General features: G+C 66.5%; 25 protein-coding genes and 1 tRNA gene. 2 read left to right on the top strand and 24 right to left on the bottom strand.

What is annotated here, in order from left to right:
• Positions 1 to 13: 13 nt before the first annotated feature.
• The 3 genes from ACR81A_RS04235 to typA form a co-directional block, all read right to left on the bottom strand.
• Positions 14 to 87, bottom strand: a tRNA-Pro gene (locus ACR81A_RS04235).
• 96 nt (positions 88 to 183) lie between these two features.
• Positions 184 to 852, bottom strand: a complete 669-nt coding sequence (locus ACR81A_RS04230; RefSeq protein WP_440312735.1) for a maltokinase N-terminal cap-like domain-containing protein — start codon at positions 850 to 852, stop codon at positions 184 to 186.
• A 121-nt stretch (positions 853 to 973) separates the two neighbouring features.
• Positions 974 to 2881, bottom strand: coding sequence for a translational GTPase TypA (gene typA, locus ACR81A_RS04225; protein WP_440312734.1), 1908 nt, complete (start codon positions 2879 to 2881; stop codon positions 974 to 976).
• Between the two features lie 153 nt (positions 2882 to 3034).
• Here typA and ACR81A_RS04220 point away from each other — a divergent pair, with 153 nt between their 5' ends.
• Positions 3035 to 4222 carry a multidrug effflux MFS transporter gene (locus tag ACR81A_RS04220; RefSeq protein WP_440312733.1) on the top strand — a complete coding sequence of 396 codons (1188 nt, stop codon included), beginning with the start codon at positions 3035 to 3037 and terminating at the stop codon, positions 4220 to 4222.
• 93 nt (positions 4223 to 4315) lie between these two features.
• On the opposite strand, the gene ACR81A_RS04215 is transcribed toward ACR81A_RS04220, so the two are convergent.
• The 8 genes from ACR81A_RS04215 to ACR81A_RS04180 form a co-directional block, all read right to left on the bottom strand.
• Positions 4316 to 6058, bottom strand: coding sequence for a dipeptide ABC transporter ATP-binding protein (locus ACR81A_RS04215; protein ID WP_440312732.1), 1743 nt, complete (start codon positions 6056 to 6058; stop codon positions 4316 to 4318).
• Positions 6055 to 7116: an ABC transporter permease gene (locus tag ACR81A_RS04210; protein WP_440312731.1), complete on the bottom strand. Its 1062-nt coding sequence runs from the start codon at positions 7114 to 7116 to the stop codon at positions 6055 to 6057. The genes ACR81A_RS04215 and ACR81A_RS04210 overlap by 4 nt, the downstream gene beginning before the upstream one ends.
• A gap of 1 nt (position 7117) precedes the next feature.
• Positions 7118 to 8194: an ABC transporter permease gene (locus ACR81A_RS04205; protein ID WP_202381720.1), complete on the bottom strand. Its 1077-nt coding sequence runs from the start codon at positions 8192 to 8194 to the stop codon at positions 7118 to 7120.
• 55 nt (positions 8195 to 8249) lie between these two features.
• The gene (locus ACR81A_RS04200) at positions 8250 to 9860 is read right to left on the bottom strand and encodes an ABC transporter substrate-binding protein (RefSeq protein ID WP_202382155.1); all 1611 of its coding nucleotides are present in this window, start codon (positions 9858 to 9860) and stop codon (positions 8250 to 8252) included.
• 277 nt (positions 9861 to 10137) lie between these two features.
• Positions 10138 to 11835 (bottom strand): dipeptide ABC transporter ATP-binding protein, encoded by a 1698-nt coding sequence (locus ACR81A_RS04195; protein WP_440312730.1) that lies wholly within the window; start codon positions 11833 to 11835, stop codon positions 10138 to 10140.
• Complete coding sequence (locus ACR81A_RS04190) at positions 11832 to 12785, bottom strand: ABC transporter permease (protein WP_202381718.1); 954 nt, start codon at positions 12783 to 12785, stop codon at positions 11832 to 11834. The genes ACR81A_RS04195 and ACR81A_RS04190 overlap by 4 nt, the downstream gene beginning before the upstream one ends.
• Entirely contained in the window at positions 12778 to 13704 is a 927-nt protein-coding gene (locus tag ACR81A_RS04185; protein WP_202381717.1) for an ABC transporter permease, read from the bottom strand. The genes ACR81A_RS04190 and ACR81A_RS04185 overlap by 8 nt, the downstream gene beginning before the upstream one ends.
• Before the next feature lie 182 nt (positions 13705 to 13886).
• A complete protein-coding gene (locus ACR81A_RS04180) occupies positions 13887 to 15509 on the bottom strand; it encodes an ABC transporter substrate-binding protein (protein WP_202381716.1) in 1623 nt (540 codons plus the stop codon).
• A gap of 308 nt (positions 15510 to 15817) precedes the next feature.
• Here ACR81A_RS04180 and ACR81A_RS04175 point away from each other — a divergent pair, with 308 nt between their 5' ends.
• Positions 15818 to 16621, top strand: a complete 804-nt coding sequence (locus tag ACR81A_RS04175; protein ID WP_337248925.1) for a CPBP family intramembrane glutamic endopeptidase — start codon at positions 15818 to 15820, stop codon at positions 16619 to 16621.
• Here ACR81A_RS04175 and ACR81A_RS04170 read toward each other — a convergent pair.
• From ACR81A_RS04170 to ACR81A_RS04110, 13 genes are all read right to left on the bottom strand, one after another.
• Entirely contained in the window at positions 16618 to 17322 is a 705-nt protein-coding gene (locus tag ACR81A_RS04170) for a hypothetical protein (RefSeq protein WP_440312729.1), read from the bottom strand. The two genes, ACR81A_RS04175 and ACR81A_RS04170, sit on opposite strands and share 4 nt — an antisense overlap.
• Positions 17323 to 17416: 94 nt before the next feature.
• The gene (locus ACR81A_RS04165) at positions 17417 to 18328 is read right to left on the bottom strand and encodes a homocysteine S-methyltransferase family protein (protein WP_440312728.1); all 912 of its coding nucleotides are present in this window, start codon (positions 18326 to 18328) and stop codon (positions 17417 to 17419) included.
• A complete protein-coding gene (locus ACR81A_RS04160) occupies positions 18325 to 19146 on the bottom strand; it encodes a phosphotransferase (RefSeq protein WP_440312727.1) in 822 nt (273 codons plus the stop codon). Before ACR81A_RS04160 ends, ACR81A_RS04165 begins: the two co-directional genes overlap by 4 nt.
• A 57-nt stretch (positions 19147 to 19203) precedes the next feature.
• A complete protein-coding gene (locus ACR81A_RS04155) occupies positions 19204 to 19950 on the bottom strand; it encodes a GTP pyrophosphokinase (protein ID WP_440312726.1) in 747 nt (248 codons plus the stop codon).
• 59 nt (positions 19951 to 20009) lie between these two features.
• Positions 20010 to 20219, bottom strand: coding sequence for a DUF4287 domain-containing protein (locus ACR81A_RS04150; protein ID WP_202381711.1), 210 nt, complete (start codon positions 20217 to 20219; stop codon positions 20010 to 20012).
• A gap of 10 nt (positions 20220 to 20229) precedes the next feature.
• Positions 20230 to 21855 carry an alpha/beta fold hydrolase gene (locus tag ACR81A_RS04145; RefSeq protein WP_440312725.1) on the bottom strand — a complete coding sequence of 542 codons (1626 nt, stop codon included), beginning with the start codon at positions 21853 to 21855 and terminating at the stop codon, positions 20230 to 20232.
• Positions 21848 to 22396 (bottom strand): DUF1801 domain-containing protein, encoded by a 549-nt coding sequence (locus tag ACR81A_RS04140; protein ID WP_440312724.1) that lies wholly within the window; start codon positions 22394 to 22396, stop codon positions 21848 to 21850. The genes ACR81A_RS04145 and ACR81A_RS04140 overlap by 8 nt, the downstream gene beginning before the upstream one ends.
• 49 nt (positions 22397 to 22445) lie before the next feature.
• The gene (locus ACR81A_RS04135; protein ID WP_202381709.1) at positions 22446 to 22874 is read right to left on the bottom strand and encodes a VOC family protein; all 429 of its coding nucleotides are present in this window, start codon (positions 22872 to 22874) and stop codon (positions 22446 to 22448) included.
• A gap of 99 nt (positions 22875 to 22973) precedes the next feature.
• Positions 22974 to 23381: a zinc ribbon domain-containing protein YjdM gene (locus ACR81A_RS04130; RefSeq protein WP_440312723.1), complete on the bottom strand. Its 408-nt coding sequence runs from the start codon at positions 23379 to 23381 to the stop codon at positions 22974 to 22976.
• 93 nt (positions 23382 to 23474) lie between these two features.
• Positions 23475 to 23861 carry a hypothetical protein gene (locus tag ACR81A_RS04125; RefSeq protein ID WP_440312722.1) on the bottom strand — a complete coding sequence of 129 codons (387 nt, stop codon included), beginning with the start codon at positions 23859 to 23861 and terminating at the stop codon, positions 23475 to 23477.
• A 118-nt stretch (positions 23862 to 23979) separates the two neighbouring features.
• Positions 23980 to 24348: a hypothetical protein gene (locus tag ACR81A_RS04120; RefSeq protein ID WP_440312721.1), complete on the bottom strand. Its 369-nt coding sequence runs from the start codon at positions 24346 to 24348 to the stop codon at positions 23980 to 23982.
• Positions 24349 to 24415: 67 nt separating this feature from the next.
• Entirely contained in the window at positions 24416 to 25261 is an 846-nt protein-coding gene (locus ACR81A_RS04115) for a MerR family transcriptional regulator (protein ID WP_440312720.1), read from the bottom strand.
• A 54-nt stretch (positions 25262 to 25315) separates the two neighbouring features.
• Positions 25316 to 25777, bottom strand: a complete 462-nt coding sequence (locus ACR81A_RS04110) for a hypothetical protein (protein ID WP_440312719.1) — start codon at positions 25775 to 25777, stop codon at positions 25316 to 25318.
• Between the last annotated feature and the right edge of the window lie 12 nt (positions 25778 to 25789).

Here is a 25789-nt window from a genome sequence, read left to right as displayed (position 1 = left end):
CCGGGGCTTTTCGTCGGGATGACAGGATTTGAACCTGCGACCCCGTCGTCCCGAACGACGTGCGCTACCAAGCTGCGCCACATCCCGATTTGCGCTTTCACGCAGGGACTACTCTATCGGGTCTCGACGCAAACTAGGAAATCGCGAGCCGCCCGGGCGCGGCTCATTCGAGACAGCCTCCCGTTACTCGGGCGACACCGTGCTCAGCGTCGCAATCGTGACCGGGATCTCCTGCCCCGGCCAGGTGATGCGCAGCGCGAGACGCTCATCGCCCGGCGCAGGCTCGCCTCCCCCGGCGAGCGCCGATGCGTCGAGCACATGACGCACCCGCAATGTTGCAAAGCCCGTGTCGGCGATGCTCTCGCCGCCCAGCTCAGAAACCGAAGCCGCCCACAGCTCGGGCACCGCGAACTCGGGCGTTCCCGTGCCCGCAACGCTGCTCGTGGGCGCGAGCGGAGCCTCCTCACCCGATTCCGACACCCCAATCTCTTCGGCGCCCGTGCGGCCGTGGGAGATCGCCTCGGCGATCACGGTGCGGAAGACGGGATCCCCCACCGCGTCCGAGATCCAGCGGGTGCCGAGCACGCCGTGCGCGGAGGTGTCGAGCAAGAACTCCTCACCGTCCTGCAGCGGCGCACCGCGGTACGTGAGGGGCACGTGGTAGACCGTGCTGTCCCCGGCGGTCACCAGGTGGCCCTCGATACCGACCTCGCCCTCAGGATCGTCGTAGCGATACGCGGCGATCTTGGTGAGCGCGGACACGTCGCCCGTGAACCAGGAGCGCGTGGGCAGCCACGCAGCGAGCAGCTCCGCCTTTGACGGAGACATTGTGGTGTCGTAAATGAGTCCCATGCGCCGATCCTACGCTGCTCGGTTCCACCGCGCCCGAGAAAAACAGCACAGCGCCCCACCCGTCAAGTGACGGATGGGGCGCTGTGCGGGGCGCGGCAGCTACCGCGGTGCGAACTCGGGCTTACTTGCCCGTGTTCTTCTGACGCGAAGCGGTGCGAGCACGCGCGTTCGAGTCGAGCACGACCTTGCGAATGCGCACGTCGTCGGGGGTGACCTCAACACACTCGTCCTCGCGGGCGAACTCCAGGCATTCCTCGAGCGTCAGCACGCGCGGGGGCGTCATCGACTCGAAGGTGTCCGCGTTCGCCGAACGCATGTTCGTGAGCTTCTTCTCCTTGGTGATGTTCACGTCCATGTCCTCGGAGCGCGAGTTCTCACCGATCACCATACCCTCGTAGACCTCGGCGGTCGGCTGCACGAAGAACGACATGCGCTCCTGCAGGTTGATGATCGCGAACGGGGTGACGACACCCGCGCGGTCAGCAACGATCGAGCCGTTATTACGCGTCGTGATGACGCCAGCCCACTCACCGTAGCCGTGTGCGATCGCGTTCGCGATGCCGGTACCGCGGGTCATCGTCATGAACTCTGAGCGGAAGCCGATCAGGCCACGCGACGGGACGATGAACTCCATACGCACCCAGCCGGTGCCGTTGTTCACCATGTTCTCCATGCGGCCCTTGCGCGCGGCGAGGAGCTGCGTGATCGCGCCGAGGTGCTCCTCGGGCGTATCGATGGTCAGGTGCTCGTAGGGCTCGTGCGTCTTGCCGTCGACCTGCTTCGTGACCACCTGGGGCTTGCCCACGGTCAGCTCGAAGCCCTCGCGACGCATGTTCTCGACCAGGATCGCGAGCGCGAGCTCGCCTCGACCCTGCACCTCCCACGCGTCGGGACGCTCGGTGTCAACAACCTTGAGCGACACGTTACCGATGAGTTCGCGATCGAGGCGATCCTTGATCATGCGGGCGGTGAGCTTGTGACCCTTCACCTTGCCGACGAGCGGCGAGGTGTTCGCACCGATGGTCATCGAGATAGCGGGCTCGTCGACCGTGATGGTCGGGAGGGGACGCACGTCCTCGGCATCAGCGATCGTCTCGCCAATGGTGATGTCTTCGATACCCGCGATGGCAACGATGTCGCCGGGGCCAGCCTGCTCGGCCGGGTAGCGGGTGAGCGCCTTCGTAAGCATGAGCTCGGTGATGCGCACGTTCGCGACGGTGCCGTCGTGCTTGACCCACGCGACGTTCTGGCCCTTCTTGATCCAGCCGTTGTGCACGCGGAGCAGCGCGATGCGGCCGAGGAACGGCGAGGAGTCGAGGTTCGTGACGTGCGCCTGCAGCGGGTGCGTGTCATCGTACGTGGGAGCGGGCACGCGCTCGAGGATGGTCTCGAAGAGCGGCTCGAGGGTCTCGTTGTCGGGCAGCTCGCCATCCGCGGGGCGGGTGTGGCTCGCGGCGCCGGCACGGCCCGAGAGGTAGACGGTGGGCACGTCGAGCACCGCGTCGACATCGATCTCGGGGTTGTCCTCCGAGAGGTCCGATGCGAGGCCGAGCAGCAGGTCCTGGGCCTCGCCCTCGACCTCCTCGATGCGCGCGTCGGGACGGTCGGTCTTGTTCACCGCGAGGATCACAGGGAGCTTCGCCTCGAGCGCCTTGCGCAGCACGAAGCGGGTCTGGGGCAGCGGGCCCTCGGACGAGTCGACGAGCAGCACAACGCCGTCCACCATCGAGAGTGCGCGCTCCACCTCGCCACCGAAGTCAGCGTGGCCGGGGGTGTCGACCACGTTGATGACGATCGGGCCGTTCTTGGCGTGCTCGCCCTCGTACGTGATCGCGGTGTTCTTCGCGAGGATCGTGATGCCCTTTTCGCGCTCGAGATCGTTCGAGTCCATGACCCGGTCGTCCATCTCAGCATGCGCGTCGAAGGAGTTCGTCTGGCGCAGCATGGCGTCGACGAGCGTGGTCTTGCCGTGGTCGACGTGTGCGACGATGGCGACATTGCGGAGGTCTTCGCGAGTAGCGAGAGCCATAGGGGTGGTGTCCTAACGTGACGAACGGGTCGTCGACACGGCGGGGTGCCGGGCACCGCGGGGCGATCCCCCGAGCGGCGCCGAAGAAGCCGACGCACTATTTTAGCGGATCACAGACGAGTCCGCACACAGGAGATCATATATGATTCGAGAATGAGTGCCCGACCGAAGTTCACACGCGGACTCCTCGCGGTTCTTTCCTTCCTCGCGGCCACCGGCCCGTTCGCCACGGACATGTACCTGTCCTCGTTCACGCACATTGCGCAGGACCTCGGTGCCCCGGCCTCCTCGGTGCAACTCACGCTCACGGCCTTCCTGCTCGGCATGGGCGCGGGGCAGCTGGTCCTCGGCCCGCTCTCGGATCAACATGGGCGCCGCAGGATCCTGCTCGCCGCTCTCGCGGTGTTCGCCGCGACCAGCATCGCAATGGTGTTCTCCCCCACCATCGAGGTGCTGATCGCCCTGCGCTTCGTGCAGGGCTTTGCGGGCGCGGCCGGCGTGGTCATCTCGCGCGCCATCGCGGTCGACCTCACCGAGGGCGCGGAGTCCATCCGCGCGATCAGCCTCATCGCCCTGTTCGTGGGGCTCGGCCCACTCCTCGCACCCCCGATCGGCGGGGCGATCGCGGCGATCTCGGACTGGCGCGTGGTGCTTGCCACGCTCGCGTTCCTCGCCGTCGCGATGCTGGTACTCGCGGCGCTCTTTGTGCCCGAGTCTCTCGAGCGGGATCAGCGTCACTCCGGCGGGCTCTCCGCTGCGGCGCGCAACTTCGCCAAACTGCTGCGCAACCGTTCCTTCCTGCTGCTCATGTGCGTGTTTGGGCTCGGCTTCGGCGGCATGATGGCGTATATCTCCGCCTCGCCGTTCGTCGGCCAGGTAGTGCTCGGCATGTCGCCCTTCGTGTACTCGCTCGCCTTCGCACTCGGCGCGCTCGCCATGATCACGGCGAACACGATCAACGCTCGCCTCGCGGGGCGCGTACAGCCCACGCGGATGCTGCTCCTCGGAGCGATCCTTGCACTCACGGCTGGCGTGGCGCTCACCACGCTCACCCTCACCGACACACTCAATCCTGCGGCGTTCATCGCCTGCGCGTTCACGCTAACCGGCGGCACCGGGTTCATCATGTCGAACGCGAGCGCACTCGCACTCGCCCGCGCGCGAGAAGCCCGCGGATCGGGATCGGCGCTGCTCGGTGCCGCGCAGTTCGCCGTGGGCGGTGTGGCCTCTCCGCTCGTGGGCGCCTGGGGTGAGCACACGGCTCTCCCGATGGCACTCTTCGTGCTCACGGTTGCCACGCTCGCGGTGGGCGGCGCGCTCCTCGCCCGTCGCGCAGCGTAGCCCGTCGCGGTACTGAGGCACGGCTGCCGCCGAAATCACTGGCGCCCCCTCCCGCAGCGGGAGCGGGCGCCAGTGTCATTCCAACGGGATCAGTTACGCGTCGCGCAGCGCGCGAGCCTCCTCGCGGCGGACTGCCTGCTCCGCGGGATCCGGCACCGGCAGCGAGGCGAGCAGTCGCTGCGTGTACCGCTCGCGCGGCGCCCGCAGCACCTCGGACGCCGGGCCGCTCTCCACAAGCTCGCCGTGGTAGAGCACGCCTACGCGATCCGCGAGCGCATCGACGACCGCGAGGTCGTGCGTGATGAACAGCGCTGCGAAGCCGAGCTCCGCCTGCAGCTCCGTGAACAGCTCAAGCACGCGCGCTTGCACAGACACGTCGAGCGCCGAGGTCGGCTCATCGGCGATGAGCAGCTTCGGATCGAGCGCCAGGCCGCGCGCCAGCGACGCGCGCTGACGCTGCCCACCCGAAAGCTCGTGCGGGAAGCGGTCCCCGTACGAGCGGGGCAGCTGCACCGCCTCGAGCAACTCGTCGACGCGGGCGCGGGCTGCCGCGGGGTTCGCGGCGATCTTCTGCACCACGAGCGGCTCGGCGACGTTCTCCGCGATCGTGAGGAGCGGGTTGAAGCTCGACGCCGGGTCCTGGAACACGAAGCCGATGTCGCGGCGGGCGGCGCGGAACTGGCGCTCCTTGAACCCCACCATCTCGTGGCCAAGCACGCTGAGCGAGCCACCAGTCGCGGGAGTGAGGCCCGCAATCGCGCGACCGATCGTCGACTTGCCTGAGCCCGATTCGCCGACGAGGCCGTACACCTCACCCGCGGCGATCTCGAAGTCGACGCCGCGCACCGCGAGGAAGCCGGGCTTGCCGAGCCGCCCCGGGTACCGGATCTCCAAACCTTGCGCCACGACAAGCGGTGCGGCGGCGGCCTGGCCGCGATCCCGATCTGATTGCTGGTCGTGCTGCTGCGCCGAGACACGGATCGGCCCCTCGCCCAGCTTCAACACGGACCCCAGCAGCTGCTTCGTGTATGCCTCACGCGGGTTCGCGAAGAGCTCCGCGACGGGCGCCCGCTCGACAACCTCGCCCTGGTACATCACGGCGACGTCGTCCGCGAGATCCGCCACCACCCCCATGTTGTGGGTGATGAGCAGGATCGCGGTGCCGAACTCGTCGCGCAGCTGCCGGAGCAGGTCGAGGATCTCTGCCTGCACGGTCACGTCGAGCGCGGTGGTCGGCTCGTCGGCGACGATCAGACCGGGCCTCAGCGCGAGCGCCATGGCAATCATGACGCGCTGCTTCTGCCCGCCCGACAGCTGGTGCGGGTACGAGTCGACGCGCTCGGCGGGATCCGGGATGCCCACTCGTTTGAGCATCTCGATGGCACGAGCGCGCGCCTGCTTCTTCGAGAGCTTCTCGTGCGCGCGCAACCCCTCCGCGATCTGCCACCCGATCGTGTAGACGGGGTTCAGCGCGGTGGACGGCTCCTGGAACACCATCGCGACATCGCGGCCGCGCACGCTGCGCAGCTGCTCGCCGGTGAGGCGCAACACATCGTTCGTCTCGCCGCCGTCGCGCGAGGTGAGAATCACCGAGCCCGCAGCGGTCGCGGTCTCGGGCAGCAGCCCGAGCACGGTGCGCGCGGAGACCGTTTTGCCGGAGCCCGACTCCCCCACCACCGCGAGCACGCGGCCCGGCTCGACCGTCAGCGAGACGCCATCGACCGCGCGCACGGGCCCGTGATCGGTTGCGAAGGTGACCTCGAGGTTCTGGATGTCGAGCACGGCACCGCTGCGCGGGGCCGCACCCGTTTTCAGGATTCCGCCCACTCGGCTCATCGTGTCGTTCCTTCCTGCGTGGAGTCGCTCGGCTCGGCGGTGCCACCAATGGGCGTCGACGCGGTGTCGAGGCCGGCGACCGAGGTACGGGCGACGGTTCCCGTGCCCGCCTTGACCCGGCGGCGGCTGCGCAGGCGCGGATCTGCAAGGTCATTGAGGCTCTCGCCGGTCAGCGTGAGACCCGTGACGATCAGCACGATGGCGAGGCCGGGCCAGAGGCTCGTCCACCACACACCGTTCGTCACGTCGGCAATCGCCTTATTGAGGTCGTAGCCCCACTCAGCGGCGGAGTTCGGCTCGATGCCGAATCCGAGGAAGCCGAGGCCGGCCAGCGTGAGAATCGCCTCCGACGCGTTCAGGGTGAACACGAGCGGCAGCGAACGCGTCGAATTGCGCAGCACATGCCGGAACATGATGCGGCCCCGGCTCGCGCCGACCACGCGCGCCGACTCAACGAACGCCTCCGCCTTCACGCGCACCACCTCAGAGCGCACCACGCGGAAGTACTGCGGGATGAACACGACGGTGATCGAGAGGGCCGCGGACCAGATGCCGCCCCACAGGCTCGACTGGCCGCCCGAGATGACGATCGACATGACGATCGCGAGCAGCAGCGAGGGGAACGCGTAGATCGCGTCGGTGATCATCACGAGCACGCGGTCGAGGGCGCCACCGATGTACCCGGAGACGAGCCCGAGCAGCGTGCCGGCGAAAATCGAGCTCACCACGGCGATGAGGATCACGAGCAACGCGGTGCGGGATCCCCAGATCACGCGCGAGAGCACGTCGTACCCGGCGATCGTAGTGCCGAACGGGTGGGCCGCGGAGGGCGCGCTGCGCGATCCGAAGTCGCCGTCGGGGCCCGCGAGCGTGTTGAAATCGTACGGTGCGATGAGCGGTGCGAAGATCGCGAGCACGAGGAAGAACGCGACGAGCGCGAGACCCGCGATAAGCATGCCGCGCTGCAGGCCAACACTCTGCCGGAGCTGCTTGATGAGGGGCCAGGAGTGCCACCCGCGCTCGGTGGCGCGGGTGGTCAGGATGGCTTCGGTAGTCATCTCAGTACCTCACTCGCGGGTCAATGAGCGCGGCAACGACGTCGACAACGAAGTTGCTGAGCGCGACAATCACGGCGAGCAGCGCCACAATGCCTTGCACCGCAACGAAGTCGCGAGCGCTCAGGTAGTGGGCCAGTTGGAAGCCGAGCCCCTTCCACTCAAACGTTGTCTCGGTGAGCACGGCGCCGCCCAGCAGCATCGCGATCTGCAGGCCAATGACCGTGATGATCGGGATGAGGGCCGGCCGGTAGGCGTGCTTCGTGACGAGCCGGAACTCGCCCACACCGCGCGAGCGCGCCGAGTCGACGTACTCACGACCGATCGTGCCGATCATGTTGGTGCGCACGAGGCGGAGGAAAATGCCCGCGGTCATCATGCCGAGCGTCAATGCGGGCAGGATCGCGTGGATGAGCACATCGCCCACGTTGGCGAGATTGCCCGTGCGGAACGCGTCGATCAGGTAGAAGCCGGAAGGGCCATCGAGCATCTCAATCTGCAGCTCAGTACCGATCGACGCGCGCCCGGAAACGGGCAACCAGCCGAGCCACACGCCGAAGATGAGCTTCATCAGGAGGCCCGAGAAGAACACGGGTGTCGCGTAGGTGAAGATCGCGAACACGCGCAGCACGGCGTCGGGGCCGCGGTCACGGTAGTACGCGGCGAGCATGCCGAGCGGGATGCCGACGACGAAGGCCACGATGAGCGTGAAGACGGCGAGCTCGAGCGTTGCCGCGCCGAACGTCGCGAGCACCTCGGTGACGGCGCGGTTGTCGCTGATCGTCGTTCCGAAGTTGCCAGTGAACACCTGCCCGAGGTACTCGAAGTACTGGGTGAGGATGGGCCGGTCGTAGCCGGCGTCATGAATGCGCTTGGCGAGCTCGTCGGGCGGCAGCTTGCCGCCGACCGCGGCGGTGATCGGATCGCCGATGCTGCGCATCAGCAGGAACACCATCGTGACGAGGATGAAGACGGTGGGGAGGATGAGGAGCGCGCGCCACAGGATGTAGCGGAGCAGGCCCCCTCCCGAGCGAGCGGCGCGCGTGGGTGTCGGCGCCGCCGGGGGTGCGAGTGTAGCCATGATGCAACTCACCGGCGGCGTGCGGGGTCTCCCCCGCACGCCGCCGGCATGAGAGTTACTTCTTCGTGATCGTCCCGAGGCGGAACTTGAACGAACCGTCGAGCACCACGCCGTCGATGGCGTCGGTGGTCACTGCGACCTGCGTGCCCTGCAGCAGCGGGATCATCGGAACATCCTTCGCGACCTCGGCCTGCGCCTCCTCGATGAGGGTGGTGCGCTTCGCCGCGTCGGTCTCTACACGCTCGTTCGCGATCAGCTCGTTGGTCTTCGCGGAGCTGTAGTGGTTGTTGAAGAAGCCACCGTCAACGAAGAACGGGGTGAGGAAGTTGTCGGCATCCGAGAAGTCGGGGAACCAGCCGAGCTGGTACATCGGGTACGCGTCTGCCGGGAAGTCCTTCGAGTACTGGCCCCACTCGGTCGACTGCAGATCGACCGTGAAGACGCCGTCTGCCTCAAGCTGCTGCTTGATGAGCGCGTACTCCTCGGAGGATGCGTCGCCGTAGTGATCCGGGTTGTACTGCAGCTGGAGCTTCACGGGGAGCGTGACGCCAGCGGCCTCCAGGCGTGCCTTCGCCGCTGCGGAGTCCGCGCCGCCCTGCTTGTCACCGTAGGCGTCCTTAAACGCTTCGGTCGCGCCGGTGAAGCCCTGCGCCACCGGGCTGTACAGCGGGGTGAACGTGTCCTTGTACACCTGCGAGGCGATCTTCTCACGGTCGATCATGTCGGCCGCTGCCTGGCGCACTGCGAGCGCCTTCGCCGCATCGGCCTCGGGCGTCTTCGCGCCGAAGGGCTGCGTGTCGAAGTTGAACACGATGTAGCGGATCGCGCCGCCGGGGCCGTCGACGAGCTTCAGGCCGTCGGTCTTGCCGAGCTTCTCGGTGTCGGTCGCGGAAAGGCTGCGGAAGGCAACGTCCACGGCCTTCGTTTCCATCGCCTGGCTCAGGTTGGTCTCGTTCGCGAAGTACTTCACGTTCACATCGGAGGTCTTCGCGGCGCCCCACAGGCCCGCGTAGTCGGCGTTTGCGACGTAGGAGGCAAGGTCGTTCTTCTTAAAGTTCTTGAGCGTGTACTGGCCCGCGAAAGGCTGGCCCTTGACGATGTCCTCGTCGCTCAGCACGCTGTCGGCGGGGAACACGTCCTCGTCAACAATCGGCGCAACCGGGGTCGACAGCACCTGCGGGAACGTCTGGTCGTTGCCCTCCTTGAGGTGGAACTCGACCGTGGTCTCATCGGGGGTCTCGACCTTGTCGAGATTGCCGAGCAGGCTCGAAGGGCCGCTCGGGTCGGCGATCTTCACCTGGCGATCGAAGGTGAACTTCACGTCCGAGCTGGTGAGGTCGTTGCCGTTCGCAAACTTCAGGCCGCTCTTGAGCTTCACGGTGTACACGGTGGGCGAGGTGAACTCGGCGGACTCCGCGATGTCGGGCGCCACGTCGCTCGAACCGATCTCGTGGTTCAGCAGGAACGGATAGACGTTCGTCATCACGGCGAATGAGCCGTTGTCGTACGAGCCCGCGGGATCGAGCGAGGTGACCACGTCGGTCGTGCCGACCGTGATCGCGCCGCCGCCGGACCCGCCATCGCCGCCGGCGTTGCCGCCGCCAGTGCCGCCGCCTGCGCAGGCCGTGAGCAGCACAGCGCTGCCGAAGAGTGCGGCCGCAGACATCATTGTCTTCTTCAAGAGTTCCTCCTGGTACCCAAGGTGGCGCGCGGCGGAGCGGTGCGCTGCGCTGCGCGTGTCATTCAACGGACACGAGCATAGCGACACTCACGGCCTTCGTTCAGCTTCCGTGACCAATTCGGAACAACACACTCAAATATTGAACGGATCCGCACGTTCTGTCGCAGGAGCCGCTGATTGGCGCCAACTTCTGCGCACCAAAAAAGCCTCAGGGCAGCCCGTCTATGACCGACTGCCCTGAGGCTGCGCGAACGACGCCGAACTAGCTCACACCGAGTTCGATGTTTGCGCCCGGGATCGCGGCGAGGAGGTTCTTCGTGTACTCCTGCTGCGGGTTCTCGAACACCTCATCGGTAGTCGCCTGCTCGACGATCTTGCCCTGCTGCATGACGCAGACACGATCGGCGATCAACCGCACGACCGCGAGGTCGTGCGTGATGAACAGGTACGTGAGCCCCAGGTCACGCTGCAGCTCGGCGAGCAGATCGAGGATCTGCGCCTGCACGAGCACGTCAAGCGCGGAGACGGCCTCGTCGAGCACGAGGATGTCCGGCTTCAGTGCGAGACCGCGAGCCACAGCGACGCGCTGACGCTGGCCGCCCGAGAGCTCGTTCGGGTAGCGCGTCGCGAGTTCACGCGGCAGGGCCACCTGGTCAAGCAGCTCGTACATGCGGGCCTTCCGGCTCGCTGCATCGCCGACACCGTGAATCTTCAGCGGCTCCATGATGGTGTTGCCGATGTTGTGCAGCGGGTCGAGTGAACCGTAGGGATCCTGGAACACGGGCTGCAGCGTCGAGCGCAGCTCGAACAGCTCGCGGCCCGACATGCCACGTGTCTCCTTGCCCGCGATCCGCACCGAACCACTCGTCGGCTCCTCGAGCTGCAGCACCATCTTCGCGATGGTCGACTTGCCCGAGCCCGACTCGCCGACGAGTGCCATGGTCTCGCCACGGTTCACCGTGAACGTCGCGCCGGACACCGCGTGGAAGTCTTCCGAACCGAAGTTGCCCTTGCGGATCTTGTAGACCTTGCCGAGGTCAGTGATCTCGATCACGGGCTCGCCCTGGGCAACCTTGCGCTTCTCGCTCTCGGCGAGCGCCGCGAGGTCGAAGGTTTCGGTCGGTGCCGTGGGAAGCGTCGCGTCAGCACCGATCCGACGCGAGGCGAGGCTCGGCGCCGCCGAGACGAGTCGCTTCGTGTACGGGTGCTTCGGGTGCTGCAGAATCTCGCGGCTCGGGCCGGACTCCACGATGTTGCCCTGGTACATCACGATGAGCTTTTCAGCGCGCTCAGCCGCAAGGCCGAGATCGTGCGTGATGAAGACCACAGCGGTGCCGAGCTCGGTGGTGAGCTTCTGGAGGTGATCCAGCACCACTCGCTGCACTGTCACATCGAGCGCGGAGGTCGGCTCATCAGCGATGAGCAGATCGGGCTCAGCCGAAAGGCCAATACCGATGAGCGCGCGCTGCTTCATGCCGCCAGAGAACTGGTGCGGGTACTGCTTCATGCGCTGCTCGGCATTCTGCAGACCGGCCTGCTCGAGCACCTGGATGGCGCGCTCGCGCACCTCCTTCTTGCCCTTCGCCAAGCCGTTCGCGCGGATCGCTTCCTCGACCTGGAAGCCGACCGACCACACCGGGTTAAGGTTCGACATCGGGTCCTGGGGCACGAGACCGATCTCGCGTCCACGCAGGGACTCCATGTCCTTTCGACCGATCCCAACGAGGTCGCGGCCCTTCCATTCAACGGAACCGCCCGTGATCTTGCCCGTGCCCGGAAGCAGGTTGATCACGGCGTGCATGGTCGTCGACTTGCCGGAACCCGACTCGCCGACAATTGCCACGGTCTCGCCGGGGAAGACGTCGAAACCGACGCCGTGCAGCACCTCGCGGCGCTCCTTCTTCGTTCCGAACTCGACACGAAGGTCACGGACACTCAGAATTGGCTGTTGCTCGCTCATCGCTGCGCCCTCGCCTTCGGATCGAGCGCGTCACGAACAACCTCGCCCAGCATGACAAAGCCGAGCACGGTGATCGCAAGCGCGAGAGACGGGTAAAGCAGAATCTGCGGATCGTTGCGGAGATCACGCTGTGCGGCTGAGATGTCGTTGCCCCAGCTGATGTAGTCGGCCGGAGGCAGACCCACACCCAGGAACGAGAGGACCGCCTCGGCCACAATCGCAGCGGACAGCGAGAGCGTCGTGACAACGATCAGTGGTGCAATCGAGTTCGGCAGCACGTGGCGCACAAGGGTCTTCAGCTTCGACAGCCCGAGTGCGGTCGATGCCATCACGAAGTCGGCATTCTTCACGCGGAGGATCTCGGAGCGCAGAATACGCGCGGAGACCGGCCACGAGAAGCCACCGATCGCGAAGGCGATGACGAGCGGGGTCCGATGCTCCTGGAACACGGTCATCACGATGACCGCGGCGAGGATGTAAGGAATCGAGAAGAAGATGTCACCGATGCGAGAGAGCACGGTGTCCACCCAGCCGCCGAAGTAGCCGGCCAGCGAGCCGGCGATCACGCCGCCCACGAAGGTGATGAGAATCACCAGTAGGCCGACCGAGACCGAGGTCGAGGTGCCGTAGATGAGGCGAGAGAAGATGTCCTGCCCCTGCGCGTTGAAGCCGAGCAGGTGCCCATCGGTCGGACCCTCCTTCGACATGCCGAGGTCGGCAGCGCGCGGGTCGACATTGGTGAACATCGACGGGAAGAGGGACACGACGAGCACGATCAGAATGATGGTCGCGGAGATCCAGAACATCGGCCGGCCACGCATATCGCGCCACGCGTCGAGCCACAGGTTCGACTTCTTCTCCTTGACAACCACGGCATCGACCGCGGCCACCGGCGTCTCGTCGAACGGTGCGACGAAGTGCTCCATTTTCGGGTTCTGCGGCTCAGGCATAACGGATCCTCGGGTCAAGTACGGCGTACAGCAGGTCGACGATCAAGTTCACGCCGAGGTAGATGAGCACCATGAACGTGACGAAGGAGACCACCAGCGAGTTGTCGCCCTTCAGGATCGCGTTGAAGAGTGCGTTGCCGACGCCGGGAACGTTGAAGATACCCTCGGTCACCGTGGCGCCCACCATCAGCACACCGAAGTCGGTTGCGGTGTTGGTGATCGTCGGGATGAGCGAGTTGCGAAGCACGTGGACCGGGACGACTCGGCCGCGGCTCAGGCCCTTCGCGTACGCGGTGCGCACGAAGTCCTGGTTCAGCGTGTCGATCACCGAGGCGCGCGTGAGGCGCATGCTCGTTGCGTAGAGGCTGACGCCGAGCACGATTGCCGGCAGCAGCAGGTCTTGCACGGGGGCTCCCGTGCCGACCGTCGTACGGAACCAGCCGAGCTTGATGCCGAGGCCCCACTGCGCGATGAAGGCGATCACGAAGATCGGGATGCTCATGAAGAGCAGGCCGATGATCAGGTTGACGTTGTCGAACAGCTTGCCCTTGCGCAGACCCGAGATGAGGCCGATCGTGATAGCGAGGATGAGCTCGATCACAATCGCCATCGCCGCGAGCTTGATCGTCACCGGGAAGGTGCGCGCGAGGATGTCCGAGACAGCCTGGCCCGAGAAGCTCATCCCGAAGTCGCCGACGAGGACGCCCTTCAGGTACATGAGGTACTGGACGATGAACGGCTGATCGAGGTGGTACTGCTCGCGAAGGCGCTCAAGAATCGCCGGGTCGGGCGTCTTGTCGCCGAACATCGCGAGGATGGGGTCGCCGGGCATGGCGAAGACCATGAAGTAAATGAGGAATGTGGTGCCCAGGAGAACTGGAATCACCTGGAGGAGGCGGAAAAGGATGTATCTCAGCATGTGCTGACCCTCCCCCGCTCGACTGAGCTATGCATGTGGGTATTCTCTCGCAGTTGTAGTGCGCGGCAAATCTGTGGACTTCGGTGTCGCAGATTTGCAAGTTGGGGGCCGTGCCGCGCGACGGGTAGTCACGCGGCACGGCGGAGGCCCCGGGGCGTGCCCCGGGGCCTGCGTCAGAAGGGTTACTTCTTGGTGATCTCGTGGTACAGCGGCACCGAGTTCCAGCCGAACTCGACGTTGTCCACGTTCTCGCCGTAGCCACCGTTCACGTTGGCGTACCAGAGCGGGAAGGCCGGCAGATCAGCGAGGAGCACTTCCTGTGCCTGCTGGAACTTCTCGTTCGCCTTGGCGGGATCGGTCTCAACCGAGCCTTCCTGCAGCAGCTTGTCGAACTCGGGGTTCGAGTAGTCGCCATCGTTCGAGGAAGCGTTCGTTGCGTACAACGGTCCGAGGAAGTTGAACAGACCCGGGTAGTCGGCCTGCCAGCCGGTACGGAAGGCGGTCTTGATCGTGCGGTTCGTGACCTCTTCGCGGAGGACGTCGAACTTGGGGTATGCCTTGCCAGCGGCGGTGATACCGAGTGTGGAGCTCACGCTGTTCGACACAGCGTCGACCCAGGCCTGGTGGCCACCATCGGAGTTGTAGGCAATCTCAAGGGTGCCCGACCACGGGGAGAGCTTGTCAGCCTCAGCCCAGAGCTTCTTGGCCTCGTCGGGGTTGAACGCGAGCACCTCGGCGCCCTTGAGCGAATCGCTCCAGCCGTCGATGACGGGCGAGGTGAAGTCGCTTGCGGGGGTACGGGTGCCGTCGAAGATCTTGTCCGTGATCTGCTCACGGTTGATCGCCATCGAGATGGCCTGGCGGCGCAGCTTGCCCTCTTCGCCCGAGAAGTGCTCGAGGCGCTCCGGGATCGTGAAGGACTGGAAGATGGCTGCCGGCTGGTTCACCGCGCGGTCACCCAGGTCGTCCTGGAAGTTCGCGAGCTGCGTCTCGGGAATCTGGTCGACAACGTCGAGGTTGCCGCCCATGAGGTCCGAGTACGAAGCGTCCTGCGTCGCGTAGAACTTGATGGTCAGGCCACCGTTCACGGGCTTGCGGGGACCGTTGTAGTCCTCGTTCACCACGAGCTCGATCTGCTCGTCGTGCTGCCATGCGCCTTCGCCGGCCAGCTTGTACGGGCCGTTGACGATCGGGTTCTCACCCTGCGCGTCCATGTCCTCGAACGCAGCGTCGGGCAGCGGGTAGAAGGCCGAGTAGCCGAGGCGCTGCGGGAAGTCCGATGCAGCCTTGTTGAGCTTCACGGTGAAGGTGGTGTCATCGACAACCTTCAGGCCCGGGAGCTCCTTGACGCTGTCCTCGTAGCTGAAGCCCTCAACGTCCTCGAAGAAGTAGCTGTTCAGCTGAGCGTTCTCGGAGTCGGCGCCGTAGTTCCACGCCTTCACAAAGTTCTCCGCCTTGACGGGGGTGCCGTCGGTGAAGGTCGCGTCGTCACGAATCTTGATCGTGTAGTTGATCGCGTCATCGGTCTCGATCGAGGTTGCGATGTCGTTGTGCGCAGCACCGTCAGCATCGTAGTAAACGAGGCCAGCGAAGATCTGGTCGAGGATCTTGCCGCCGCCCACCTCGTTGGTGTTCGTCGCGATGAGCGGGTTCTGCGGCTCCGAGCCGTTGGTCGTGATAATCGCGTCGCTGGCAGCAGCATCGCCACCGTTGTCCGATCCCCCGCCCGACGTGCAGCCCGACAGGGCAAGCGCGCCTGCGGCGGCCAGAGCGATAAAGCTCAGACCCATCCGTGATCGCTTCACTTGTTTCCTCCTTGAACGTGTCCCTCCGGGGCGGCGCGCACGACAAGGTGCGGCCGAATCTATCCCCGAAAAGATTCGGTATATTCCCGCCCAGCTTATCGACCGTTGCAACCGCCCCCGAAAAAATGGACCAGCCGTAACTGCTTCGTGACCGAGAACTGTAGCTCTCCGCAATTGCAATGCCAGAGTTAGGGATACTTTCTGTACATATCCGCAATCTCGGGCGCGTTTCTCCGTACGTAGTCGCACAACACGGAACGTGGAGCGAACCCGCGCGAACCCGCGCGGCCCGGCGCTACGCTGAGCATGTGAGCCCAACTGCACTGCCACCCATCGCGCACTCCCCCGCCGCCCGCACCCGACTCCGCTGGGAGATCGGCATCGTCCTCGCGCTCTCCTTCGGCGCGTCGGCAGTGTACGCGGTCGTGTCGCTCATTGATTCGCTCACCCGCGACTCGGCGCTCGCCGAACAGACCGCCACCATCAATCGTGTGCTCTCCGAGCGGCCGGCGTTCGATCTCGTGTATCAGCTGCTCGGCTTCGCCTTCGCGCTCGCACCGGTCGCCCTCGTCGCGTACCTCGTGTGGCAGCCGCGGCGCCCGCACTTCGCCGCGCTCGGAGTCGGTGGCCAGGCGCGCTGGGGCCGCGAACTCCTCGGCGGGCTTGGCCTCGCAGCCCTGATTGGGATCCCGGGCATCGCGTTCTACGTCGTGTCCAAGCTCATTGGCATCAACGTCACCGTCATTCCCACCGCGCTCGACACCTACTGGTGGACGGTCCCCGTGCTCGTGCTGCACGCGTTCCGCGCAGCGGTGACGGAGGAGATCATCGTGGTGGCATACCTCTTCGACCGGCTGCGCCGACTCGGAGTCGGCACGGTCGGCGTGATCGTGTCGAGCGCACTGCTGCGTGGCAGCTACCACCTCTACCAGGGCTTTGGCGGCTTCATCGGCAACGTCGTGATGGGGCTCGTGTTCGGATGGGCCTACCACCGCTACGGCCGCTCAGTACCCCTTGTCGTGGCGCACTGGATCCTCGACATCGTGAGCTTTGCGGGGTACCCGCTCGCGCTCGCGCTGTGGCCCGCATGGTTCGGGGCGCCCGGCAGCTAGTTGACCTTGATCGACTTCACCCAGGCATCGAGCAGGCCCCAGACCTGGTCGTAGAGTTCTGGCGCGGCCTCGCACGTGGCCGCGGGCTTCGCAACCTCAAACTTGCCGTCCGGAAGCTTCGTGGCACCCCACTCCCCACGCATTGCGGCGCACGATTCGGGGAACGAGTTGAAGAGCTCGCCGCTCAACTTGAGGTGGCTCGCGTCTGGAATCTCGAAGTTCGCGGCGCCGAGGCGCTGCGGCCACTCAGACGACGCGTTCCAGGGACCAATCGGGAACGATGAGGTGGGCCCCACATCGACGCTCGGCACCGTGTCTTCATCCGGCTTCTCGGTCTCCGGTTTCTCAGTGACCGGCGTGGTGGGCTTGGGATCGGGCTGCTCGGTGCTCGGCTGCTCCGTTGCCGTCGGCTTCGGAGTGCTCGGCTCGGCGTCTCCCTGCCCACGCGCAATGTTCACGACGACGATCGACGCGAGGATTGCGAGGAGGGCAACAATGCCGACCACGATCCACGGCTTGGCCTGCGCAGCACGGTCGCGCTGGGGCTCTCCCGGCTCTCCCCACGAGCCCCCACGATCGGCAGGGAGCTGCGCGGTCCGAACACGCTCGGCCTGCTCGTAGGCCAGGCGTTCACGGGCGGGGACGGGTTCGGGCGTCTCGTCGGCAGGGCCGAAGAGTTCCTCCAGTGGGTCCTTATTCACACCCCCACCCTAACTACTCAGCATCCATGCTGCGTGCGGGCCACCCGAATGCGGTGGGATTCAGGCGGCACTCACACCCCTGGGCCGGGCGGAATCACGCCGCCTGAGCGGCATCAGCGAGCGCCGCGATGTGCGGCGCGTCCGTGCCACAGCACCCACCGAAAGCCACGGCCCGAGGTGCGAGATCGCGCAGTGCGAGCACGCCGCGTGCAAAATCTGCGGGGGCATCCCCCGCACCCTCGTCACCGTGCTCCGCGGCGTTCAGCCGGAAGCCGATGATGCGCGAGAGCTCGGGCGCCCCTGCTCCGGCCGCCAGCCCGCGCGCGACCTCACTCGGGTGCGCGCAGTTCACGAGGAAGCCGTCAGCGTAGCCCTCGGTCGCCGCGTCGGTCGCCGCGATCGCAGCGGCAAGGGAGCTCCCATCGCCGAGCATCCCGTCCGCCCCCACCGCAAACGACACCGCGACCGGAACACGCGCTGCGCGAGCGGCTCGCACCACGCCGATCCCCTCGGCGGCATCGATCATGGTCACCGCAGTCACGCGGTCGGCGCCCGCCTCGGCAAGCGCCTGAATCTGCGGTGCGTGATACGCCTCGGCAGCTGCCTCGGTCATCCGCTCTTCCGCGACGTAGTCGTCGAACCGGGGGCCCACGCAGCCGTTCACCACGGTGTCGTCGGGCCCAGCCTGGCGCACGAGGGCGACGGCGTCCGCATTGGCGCGATCGAGTGCCGCCGCGTCGGCGCCCACCCGGGCACCCCAGTCCGGGTTCGCGCGCCAGGTCGGCGTGTCGAGCACGAGCGGGAGACCACGCTCGGCGGCGAGCTCCACGAAGGGTCGGTAATACTCGTTCAGCGCGGCACGCCCCTCGACGCTGTCGAGCAGCACGAACGCCGCAAACTCCGGCAGCTCCTGTCCCAGACGCTCCGTGAGCGCCGTCTCGATCCCGCCATCCGCGAGGGTCACGCGTGCCGAATTCTCTGCTGCCAACGGTGCTGCCTGCGTCATGATTCGCTCCTCTGCTCGATCGGGATCTGGGGTGTTGCGCCGGGCCGGCTCGCGCCGTCGGAAACCAGCAAAGCGCGCAGCTTCTCGCGGCGAGCCGAGAAGCCGGCGACCCGCGCCGCGTGACGCGCCATGATGCCGCCGTCGCGGAGCGCGATGGTGCCCGGGTCTTCTCGCTCGAGGCCCGCACGCCAGCGCGCGGCGATGAGTTCCATTCGTGCGTCAACCGCAGCGAGGAGCTCCTCGGGCGCGACATCACCGTAGGCCGCCGCGGCGATATCGACGCGACGCGCGGCGTCGGCCACTGGAATCTCGCGGAGCAAAGGGACCCCCGACCAGCAGAGGAACGCGAGATCTTCGATCGGGCGGCCCGGGCCTGCCCGATCCCAATCAATCATTCCCGCGAACTCACCGTCGAGAATCATCCAGTTGTAGAGCCCGGGATCGTTGTGACAGATCACCTCGCCGTTAGCGAGTTCCTGTGCGCCCTGCCGCCACTCGCGGGCGTCTCGCGGGAAGTCTCGTACTGCATCGTGAAACCGGCGCAGCCAGGCCGCCGCTGCGGCGAGCGCCTCGTCACTCACCTGCTCAGTCTCGGGATCGAGCGTGCGCCCGGGGAGGTACTCCAGCACCTCGCGTCCCTCGTCGTCGAATCCCTCGACTTCGGGGATGCCGTCAAGGCCGCGCGCGTGCAGGTGCGCGAGCAACTCGTGCACCGCGGGGGTCCAAGGGCCCGTGGGCCGGTGGACGCGCGTCACCCCATCGGCGCCGGCGATCCGCCAGACACCGCCCGATCCGCCCGGCAGGTGTTCGCTCTCCACAATTCGACCGTAGCGCACCGCGGTGCCGACACGCGCGAGCGCGCCCAGGATGTGTCGCTAGACCTGGCGGACGATGTTGCGTGGTCGCCCGGTTTGGCCGTGCAGCTGGATGTGGAGGCGCTCCATGCGGGTGTCGAGCTCGGCGGCGGTGTCGGCCGCGTGCTTGAGCTCTTGCGTGAGTGAGTCGGGCACCTGCCGCGCGTACTTGTAGTAAATCTTGTGTTCAAGGCTCGCCCAGAAGTCCATCGCGATGGTGCGGAACTGCACCTCGACCGGCACGTCCACGCGCCCCGTCGAGAGGTAGACCGGGATCGAGAGGATGGTGTGCAGGCTCTGGTACCCGTTCTCCTTCGGGGTCTCGATGTAATCCTCGACCTCGAGCACGGTGATGTCATCCTGCTGCGTCAACAGGTCGAAGAGCCGATAGACGTCGTTGATGAACGCGCAGGTGACACGCACACCAGCGATGTCGTGGATCTCCCGACGGATCACCTCGAACTCGCTGCCAATGCCGCGCCGCTCGAGCTTCGCAACGAGGCTGTCCACGGACTTCACGCGGCTCGACACGTGCTCGATCGGGTTGTACTCGTGCATGTGGAGAAACTCCTCGCGCAGAATGGCGAGTTTCGTCTCGACCTCCTGCATAGCGAAGCGGTACTCCAGCAGGAATCGCTGCATCTGATCGCCGAGGGTGCGCAGCGCGCTTGCGGAGATGGTGATCTCGTCGTTGTCGGCGGCGGCAAGCGCCGAGTGCGAGTCGGGCTCCGGTTCCTGCGCGGATGCGGCGGGTGCGTCGGTGCTCATGTCAGCAGGCTACTGGCCTAGCTTCGGAAGCCGCTGTGATTTCAGCTGGCCCTCGCCGGTCAGGCGCCGTCGTGCTCCGCGCGGAACACGTGCACGAGGGCGTTCGCGTGGCCGTGCCCCATCCCCTGCTCCTTGAGGAATGCGACCTGCTCCATGTGTTTCTCGCCCGCGTGCGGGCGTAGGAGTGCGATCCATTCGTCGATCGATTTGCCGTACTTCGCCTCGATCGACGGGAAGTACGATTTGGGTCCGGTGGCACGCTCGGTCATGTCGCTGATCTTACGCCTCGGCCGCGTCGTCACGGCACACCGCGCCAGCGGCTGGGAGTGCGCCCGCGAGGAGGTACTCGGTCACCGCATCGTCCACGCACGAGGAGCGATCGGAGTACGAGGCAGCGTGCCCCTGCCCGTCAAGGGTGAGCAGTCGCGCGTTGCCGAGCTCGTCCACCAGCTCCTTCGCGTACGGGTACGGGGTCGCGTGGTCTCCCGTGATCCCAATCACGAGAAGCGGCTCCGCCGTGTCCGGCGCGTGGAACGAGTCCGTAATGTCGAGGCCGCTCTCGGGGAGCGCGTAGCAAGAGAGGTCAACGAACGGCGCAAGGGTGTCGTCCGAGATCTCGGGGCCGCCGAGCAGCCGGGGCATGCCCGCCTCCTCGATGTGCGCGAGCAGGCCCGGGATGTCGGGCTCGATGGGGAACGAGTGACAGCTCACGATCTCCATAGCGAGGTCGATTCCTCCCTCGGGGTCGGGCGCCACCGCCGCACCGATCTCGTCGATCGCGTCTTGGTCGCCAAACAACGCAAGCGCGATGCGATCCAGTGCTCGCCCACGCTCGAAGTGGCTCTGGTAGAGCGTGTCGGTCAGAAACCCCTGCAGGTCCTGCCCGGTAATCTGCGTCCCGTCCGTCGCCTCGAGCGGCTTCTCGTCGAGTTCGCCGAGCACCTTGAGCAGGCTCGCCTCATCAACGAAGGGGCACACCTCGACCTCGTCGCGATACTCGGTGCGGCACGAGGTGGCAAGCGCCACCGTCGCCTTCGCGATCGCCGCCGCCTGATCGAAGGCGTGGATGGGGCTCGCCCACTGCGCGTTCTCCGCGCTGTCGAGCACCATGCGTCCCGCGCGCTCGGGGAAGAGGGTCGCGTACGTCGCGCCGAGCATAGTGCCGTACGAGTAGCCGAGGAAGTTCAGACGTTCCTCATCGAGCAGCGCGCGCATGAGCTCCATGTCGCGCGCCACCTGAGACGTGCCCATCGTGTGCGCGATCGGGTTCGTCGACACGCACGTGCCGATCTGGATCGCGGTGATCTCCGAGCCTCCGCCATCGCAATCGAGCGGTGTGCTGTTGCCGATCCCACGCGGGTCAAAGCCCAGCAGCCCGTAGCGCTCTGCGATCGGCTCGAAGCCGGGCGACAGCGGCATGCCCAGCATGAAGTCGACGCCCGTAGCGCCGGGGCCGCCGGGGTTGCCGAGCAGGGTGCCAAGCGGCTTCGTGCCGAGCGCGGGGAGGTGCACGACGGCGAGCTCGATCCGATCCCGATCTGTGGGGTCCTCCCAGTCGAGCGGGGCGAGCACGGTGCCGCAACGGATCTTCGCGAGCGTGTAGCCTGCGTCCTCGAGCGCCGCACCGGTGTCGTCGTCGAGGCCGTCCTCGGGAAGGCACTCGCGCCAGGCGATGCGCTGCGCGTAGAGCTCCGCGAAGTCGCGCTCCTGCACCGCCGAGGCGGAGTTCGCGCTCCCTGAGCCTGGTCCCGCCGAGCCACCGCCCGGCCAGCCGCGCCACCCGGGGAAGCCAGCCATGCACCCGCTCAGCACCAGCAGCGCGGCAAGCGCTCCCGCGATCGTCGCGCTGCGGACGCTCGCGCTGCGCATGCCCGCACGGCGGTGCGCTCGGCCGGGGCTACGCATCGCGCTGCGCTACGGACCCTGAGCCCGCGTCCGAATCCACGTCCGAGTCCGCGTTCGGATCGGTGTCATGCGCCCCGGCATCCGCTCGAGTCTCCTCGAGCGCCCGTTCGAGCAACGCACGCAGCACCGAGCGATCGACGCGCGCCAGACGCGTGATGTAGAGGCAGGCCTTGCTCGCGGTGTGCGGACCAAGCTCGGCGAGCAGTTCGGGCCAGCGCTCGGCGAACCCCGCCGGGAAGTAAATGGTGTGCTTCGCCTGCGCGGTCGCAAACGCGAGCTCGGGCATGATCCCACCGTGTCCGCTCTCGTACAGGTAGCTGACCTCACCGAAACCGATGATGCGCCCGGCCCAGACAACGGGGGCCTCGCCGCTCACTTCGCGGTGCAGCGCAAGCAACTCGTCGGCTTCCGCACGGCGCGGACCCGACACACGGTCGAGTACCTGCTCCGCCGGCTCGTCGCCCGGGCGCATCGCAGGCTGCTTCGCGGCTCGGCCCCGTGCGGGTGCCGTACCGGCGCTGCTCATCGGTGTTGCTGCCATCCTCGAAGTCCTCCCCCGGGGTTTCGGTGTCAGCCGCCCCGGCTCACTCTCACGCAGCGGCGCTGCACGAGAACGACCACATCACGCCGTAGCGGTCGAATACCTGACCGTACCAGTCACCCCACGGCGCTTCTTCGAAGGGCATCCCCTCAGTACCGCCGCCTGCAAGGAGTTTCGCGATGTACGCTCGCGCCTCGTCCGGAGTGTCGGTCGTGTAGAGCAGCGAATAGGCCGAGCCGCGCACGGGGTAGTCCGTGCCAGGGTCCATCGAGTCGCCGCCGGCGATCACTCCCGCGGGAAGGGTCAGCGTTGCGTGCGCAACCGCCTTCGCGTCTGGCTCGAACGGCATTCCCGGCATGGGCGGCATATCGCCGTAGCGCAGGATCTCGAGCTCACCCCCGAACACTTCGTGCCAGTGCTCCATTGCTTCGCCGGTAGACCCCGGCAGCGAGATGTATGTGGCCAGTGTGTGCGTCATGATGACTCCTTCGACGGAGCGGATGGGATCCGCGTGCGCTCAGTATGCACCCGGCCCTGGCCCCGCGGAAGCCCCTGGCGCACATTCAGTAATCGGGTATCAGTTTGCGCGCCGCACCACGCTTGACTTCAGCATCATCTTGCCGAAGCCGGGCACACGCGCGTCGATGTCGTGCCCGCCGGCGCCGCCCGGCGCAAGTCGGATCCCGGTCACCTTCGTGCCGGCCTTGATCGAGCCACCCCCGCCGCCTGAGACCTTGACGGTCTTCACGACCGTCACTGTGTCGCCGTCCGAGAGCACGTTGCCCACAGAGTCGCGAATCACGTCGGCACTCGCGCTCGCGCCGTTGTTTGCGTCGGTACCGTCAGCCACACCGTCGCCAGCCGCGGCCGCCCACTCGTGCGCGCACATGGGGCAGACGAGCAACGCACCCATCTCGTACGCGTACTCGCTGCCGCACTCGGGGCACGGCGGGAGCTGCGTGGTCTCGGGGGTCTCGTCAGTCATGGCGTCCTCCTCAGGGCTCGCGGAATACCGGCGCCCGGAATCGAGGCTGGCCGACTTCAGACCATACCGTGCTCGGTGCCGCGCTCGTCGTCGCTATTGATCCGCGTCATCCTCATCGTCGTCTGCCTCGTCATCGCCGCCAATGCGCTCCTCAAGGACGGCGAGTTCGGCTCGCACCGCGGCGAGGACCTCGGGGTCGTCTTCCCAGAGCTCGCGGAACTCAGAGTCGGGCTCCAGCATCTCGGAGAGGAGCTCGATTCCGCGCTCGAGCAGCGCGTCGAGACGCTCGAGATCGCCGGGCCAGATGTAGCCCCGCCCGAGCACGGCAAGGAGGTATCCGGCTGCCCGAATGCGGTCGTAGTCGTCATCCGCCTCGAACGCCTCGGAGATTCGCGCATCCGCGTCAATTCCCTCGAAGAACTCGGCGAACCAATCCGCCGCACCGTCCGTATCCCAGGGTGCGCTGCCCCATGCTCCCATGTGTGCTGCCTCTCGATTCGTGTGGACCTCGACCGGTCAATCTGGCCCGTGTTCTGAGTGTAGCGAGCACGTCAGACACTGCAATGGGCTGCAGTTGACGTTTGCACGAACACACGGTTCACTCCCCCGCGGGCGCCTCCGGCAGTCCATCCTCACCGAACACGATGCCCTCGCGTTCGAGGCGCTCGCGAGCCGCGTGGTGCACCACCCCGCGTCGCGCCGGCTTCTCCTCGAGCATTCCGAGAATCGTCTCCCGGCTCGTATTCGGGTGCTCGGCGACGGCGACGCGCACGCTCCAGAAGCGATCCTGCGCAAAGCGCGCAAGCACCGCGGGGCTGGCATCCGGGTTCAGCGCCGCAGCGTTGCGAATGGACTGGTTCGTGTCGGTGAAGAACGGCTCGAACTCGTCGTCCGTGTGGGCCCCCAGCGCGCGGACGTAGCGTTCTTCTTCAGCAGCCCGTTCTTCGGGTGTCTTCCGCTTTCCCATGGTGTCCTCCGCATCTGGTGGTCTCCGGCCTGGGTGTTTCGCCCAGCCGGGACCGTCTCACCCGAGGCTAGCGTTCCTCAACCACCACCGACACTTCCACGCTGAATCCATTGGGATCCTGCCCGCGAATCGTTTGCCGCACCTCCATGCGCCCGAGGCGCAGCTCGATCCCACGCTCATCGAGCGCGTCGAAGAGCGCGACGATCGCGGGGTGCGTCGCCCCCTCCGGGAGTTCTTCCCCGCCTTCGGGCCGCCACGTAGCCACGAGCTCGGTGCGAGGTGGCAGCGTGCCTGCCCGGTCCCCGGGGAAGGTCCACGCGGCGCCGAGGGAATGGGGTACTTCCCAGCAGCCCATGAGCGCAGCACCACCGTTCTCGCCGGACCCCAGCGTCGTCCAGAACTCACCGCTCACCGGGATTCCCGCGCCGGCGAGACGTTCGAAGAGCTCTCCGAAGACCGCGTTCGCGTCGTCGTCGGTCAGCTCGTCGAGGTCGTCGCCTGGTGCGTGCAGCGCTCGTCCAACGAAGTGCTGTTCGGGCTGCTGTCGAAGTTCAACATGGACCGGAACTCGCAGTGCGCGAAGTTCCTTCACCGCGGCCTCGTGCGCGAGATCCTCCCGCGCACGCTCCTCGAGCACACGCTCACGGTGAGCTTCGAGCGCGTCGAGCGCGTCGAGCGCCCCGTCAACTCCAACTGAACTCGCGCCCAGCGCCTCCGCGATCTCCGGCAGCGGCACCCCGCCCGCCCGCATCGCTCGAATGGTCGCGCCGGCACGCACCTGCCCTTCGGCGTACCAGCGGTATCCCGACCGCTCATCCACCACCTCGGGAGCCAGCACCGCTTTCTCTCCGTAGTGGCGCAGCGCTTTCACGCTCAGGCCGGTAATCCCCGCGAAATCTCCGATTTGCAACATGATTCAAGGATGCAGGCTCCTGCTACGGGAGGGTCAAGGAGGAGCTCCCTCCGCCTACTCGGCGAGCCCGTCCACGATGATGTGCAGATTTGCTGTGCCCAGCGACAGCACGTGTTCTCCGGGCACGAACGTATCGAGGCCAGCGAGGAACTCACGGATCGTCCGGGTGTCCTCGGCGTCGGGCACCTCGAGCACTAGGGACTCCGCCTCCGTGTTGACGGGCACCGTGACGTAGGTATAGCCGTTCTGTTCCTCGACATTCAGGTTCGTTGAGTACTCCACACCAAGCACCGTGGTGGTGCGCACATCACCCGCAGGCCACAAGGACCAGGTCACCGCGCCGATTGCAAGCGCCGCGGCAGCGCCAACGCCGAGCCAGAGCGCACGATGCCGAGAGCGACTGCGACGCCCAGCAGACGCGCTGGGTTCCTCCCCAGTTCCCTGGGCCACCGTCGTCTCCGCACCTTCCGCAGCCTCCGCCGCGTTCGCACGCTCAGGCACTCCATGCTTTGCCACTCGGGGTTCCTC

It is taken from the genome of Leucobacter chromiireducens (assembly GCF_051993095.1).
Classification (GTDB): Bacteria; Actinomycetota; Actinomycetes; order Actinomycetales; family Microbacteriaceae; genus Leucobacter; species Leucobacter chromiireducens.
This window is presented reverse-complemented; position numbering and strand designations above follow the sequence as displayed.